The organism is Synechococcus sp. R3-13 (genome assembly GCF_047462195.1).
GTDB lineage: Bacteria > Cyanobacteriota > Cyanobacteriia > Thermostichales > Thermostichaceae > Thermostichus.
On sequence record NZ_JANSIO010000090.1, the window covers coordinates 1 to 3,497 of the forward strand.

Below are 3,497 nucleotides of genomic sequence, written 5' to 3' on the forward strand. Positions count from 1 at the left end.
CCGTGTTCGTCAACGGCTACTTTGCCCCCCAGCTTTCTGATTTGAGCGGCCTGCCCACCGCTTTGCAGGTGATCCCTTTAGCCCAAGCCCCAGGGGAGTTGCTGCAAACCCTGGCCAAGACGGATGTGTTTACGGCCCTCAACACCGCTCATCTGGGAGATGGGATCCAGATTGGCCTACAGCCCGGCCAGGAAGTTCTGTCACCGCTGCACCTGCTGTTCATAACGGTGGCTCCTGAGGGAGAGGCCGTTTTGGCCCAGCCCCGCTGCCTGCTGTCTTTGCAAGCCCACAGCTCCCTCACGCTGATCGAAGATCATGTATCCCTGGGATCCGGGATCCCCTTTGGCAACGCGGTTACGGAGATCGCCCTGGCAGAGGGATCTCGTTTGCACCATGTGATTTTGCAAAGGCAGGGATCCCCAGCCTTCCACATCAACAAGACCGCCGTGCGCCAAAGCTGCGACAGCCACTACCGCCTCCAGGCGATTCAGTGGGGATCCCAGTTTTCTCGCCACAACCTGGAGATCACCCAAGCCGGAGCCCAGGCCCACACCCAACTGCAGGGGCTAACGCTGCTGAAGGGATCCCAGCACAGCGACACCCACTCCCGCTTGGTGCATCAGGCCCCCCACGGCAGCAGCCGCCAATTGCACAAGTGCATCGTTGACGAGACAGCCCATGCGGTCTTCAGCGGACGGATTCTGGTGAGCCAAGAGGCGCAGCTGGCAGATGCCGCCCAGACCAACCGCAACCTGCTCCTAGGCCCCAAAGCCCGGGTCGACACCCAGCCGCAACTGGAGATCTTTGCCGATAACGTCAAATGCGCCCATGGGGCCACCGTCAGCCAACTGGAGGCAGAAGAGATCTTCTATCTGCAAAGCCGGGGTATTCCCCAAGCTGAGGCCAGGCAACTTCTCACCTGCGCTTTTGCAGCAGAAGCCCTGGAAGGGATCCCGTTGGCTCAACTTCCCACCCTGGTGGCCCGCCAGTTGGGATCCCATGCATTCAACCAATAGGTTTTTGCTCCCCCATTACCCTCAAGAGTGACCAGACTTGGGCGTAATGGATAGGCAGCACTGACGCGACAGAGATTTAGGAGCTTCCTTATCAATCCTCTGCAGTTGCGTTTTGCTGCAAATCTTGGGTTAGAAACGCTCAAATTACCACAGAGCAAGGGTTTTAGCCATTGTCATCACTGAGGAAATAGCCAGAATAAGAGTAGCCATTGACCCAGCGATGGGCGCTACGACAACTCGGTGAACGAACGATGTTTCCCTCTCTTTTAACTCCACGTGCAGCAGGCATACTCCTATCGGGAGCTGTCTTGGGCATCCACTGCCAGGTGGCCATGGCCGCCCCTTTTCGCGACACCTTTGGTCACTGGGCCCAAGCCTACATTGAGACCCTCTCCGCTCAGGGCGTGTTGAACGGCTTCCCCGATGGTACCTTCCGCCCCAATGAGCCGGTGACCCGCGCTCAGTTTGCCACCATTGTCAATACCGCTTTCCGCCTCCGCAATACCTCCGGTACTTTCATCGGCTTCCGGGATGTGCCCCCCACCCACTGGGCAGCCAGCGCCATCTCGACGGCAGCAGCCAACAACCTGGTGGCAGGCTTTCCCGATGGCACCTTCCGTCCTGAGCAGCCCGTTACCCGCACCGAAGCGCTGGTGGTTTTGACCAACGCCATTGGCAACACGGGAGCGATCCCAGCCGCTCAGCCCGGAGATCTCTTCAGCCGCTACCGAGATGCGGCAGCCATCCCCAATTGGGCCCTGGCACAAATTGCGGCGGCCAACCGCGCCGGGTTGATCGTCAATTATCCAGACCCGATGCTCTTGGAACCCAACCGTCCCGCCACTCGCGCCGAGGTAGCAGCCTTCACCCACCAGGCCATGCTTAACCGGGGATCCTTGGTGGCACAAAACCCAGGGGGCTTGCCCTCCGGTTCCCAGCCAGGCTTTGACCTGCGCCTTTCCACCCTAGCGGCGGGCACCCTGATGCAAACCACCACCCCCTTCAACGAGCGCCTCTTCATTGCCCCCAACGAAACCCGGCCCATGTCTTTGATCGTCCGCAACCCGATTCGCAACGCCCAGGGGGATATTCTGGTGCCTTTTGGCTCGCGGGTGGATGGCCGCTTTGAGCCGGCCCCAGGGGGCACCCGTTTTGTGGCGGAAAGCATCATTGTCAACAACCAACTGTTCCCCTTGGCTGCCCAATCGGACATCATCCACGATGTCAAGGATCCCCGCTACACCACCACAGGCAAAATCATTCAGGATGCGGCCATCGGCGCGGCAGCGGGCGCCATTCTCGGCTTGGTAACCGGAGACAATGCCATTGCCACAGAAGAAGTGCTGGGGGCGGGGGTGGCCGGAGCGGTGATCGGCAATGTAACGGCGCCGCAGGTGGTGGTGCTGGATCCCAATCAGGTGATCGAGCTGCGCCTCACTCAGGATCTGGCGCTGACCCCAGCATCCCGATAAAAGCGGTGTCGGCACGGCTATCTCCCCAGCCAATCCAAAAGGGTTGTTCCCCCCAACCACAGGCCGATCAAAATGGAAGTGGTCAGCAGTCCTCCTGCTACACAGATCAGGGATCCCAAGCTGCACAGGATCCCATCTTCTTCCAGGAGGCCAAAGGCGGTGACGAAAACCCCCATTGCCGGCAGGGTGTTGGTGCCTGGAACGGGGATGATCATGGAAATCCCCATCAAGCCGATCCAAGTGCCCAGCCAGACTTGGCCGAGCCGTGTGGTGCAGAGCTGCCGCCAGCGGGGACGGGCAATGTTTTCAATACGCTGCAGCCATGGGATCCCGGCCTGCACCCACTTTTGAAAATGCTTCCGTTCAATAGAGGTCTGCAACACCCATTTCGGCAGCCAAGGAGTGGTTCGCCCTGCCAGCATTTGTGCGGCCAGCAACAGGATGACCACGCCAAAGGGAGTGGAATAGCCGGGAGCCGGCAGAGGCAAAGCAGAAGGGAAAGAGAGCACCGCCAAAAACAAGCCAAAACTGCGCTCGCCCGCCAGTTTTAGAATGTCTTCGATGCGGATCAACCCTTCCGGGGAGGGTTCGGGCTGTTCTGGGCTGTCGGGAAGGCGGGAAAACCGGGCTAGCTCTTGAGACAGACGGGCCATAGAGGGGGCAGGGCTGGAGCGGGCAAAGTTTGGCAACGGGTGGGCACTACCTGGAGGGCCAACGATAGCCTACTGCAAATTCAAGTTGTGTTGGATATCTTGAGCAAAGGGGTGGTTTCGGAGAGGTGACATGCTCGGTGACAGGTTCAAGAGGGCCGTAAACATCAGCAGCCTTGAGCGACAGCAGAAGGCTCCGACTCAGTTCCGCAAAGGGGGGCGTGGGCTGGGATGGCTCCTGCTGCTGGGATCCCTGTTGATGGTGGGGCGCGGTGTGGCCCTGGCAGAAGCGCAGTTGGAGGTGGGCACTTCCACTACCCTATCCCCGCAGGCAGCTCCGCCGGTGTTGCCACCCCCCC

At 60.0% G+C, this 3,497-nt stretch carries 4 protein-coding genes; 3 read left to right on the plus strand and 1 reads right to left on the minus strand.

Annotated elements, in window-relative coordinates; all coding sequences use genetic code 11:
* Nucleotides 1–1,016: Fe-S cluster assembly protein SufD (gene sufD, locus NW856_RS03020; protein ID WP_414399022.1), on the plus strand; the 1,016-nt coding region annotated here is incomplete at its 5' end.
* 308 nt (nt 1,017–1,324) lie between these two features.
* Nucleotides 1,325–2,488 carry an S-layer homology domain-containing protein gene (locus NW856_RS03025; RefSeq protein WP_414399023.1) on the plus strand — a complete coding sequence of 388 codons (1,164 nt, stop codon included), beginning with the start codon at nt 1,325–1,327 and terminating at the stop codon, nt 2,486–2,488.
* A gap of 17 nt (nt 2,489–2,505) precedes the next feature.
* Here the strand turns inward: NW856_RS03025 and NW856_RS03030 are convergent, their stop codons facing one another.
* Entirely contained in the window at nt 2,506–3,141 is a 636-nt protein-coding gene (locus NW856_RS03030) for an exopolysaccharide biosynthesis protein (RefSeq protein WP_414399024.1), read from the minus strand.
* A 130-nt stretch (nt 3,142–3,271) separates the two neighbouring features.
* Between NW856_RS03030 and NW856_RS03035 the strand changes: the two genes are divergently transcribed.
* A partial coding sequence (locus NW856_RS03035) for a hypothetical protein (protein WP_414399026.1) occupies nt 3,272–3,497 on the plus strand: 226 nt, incomplete at its 3' end.

What these genes read in the sequence shown, in the direction of transcription:
- NW856_RS03030 (WP_414399024.1), bottom strand. Translation starts at nt 3,141, where the DNA reads ATGGCCCGTCTGTCTCAAGAGCTAGCCCGGTTTTCCCGCCTTCCCGAC.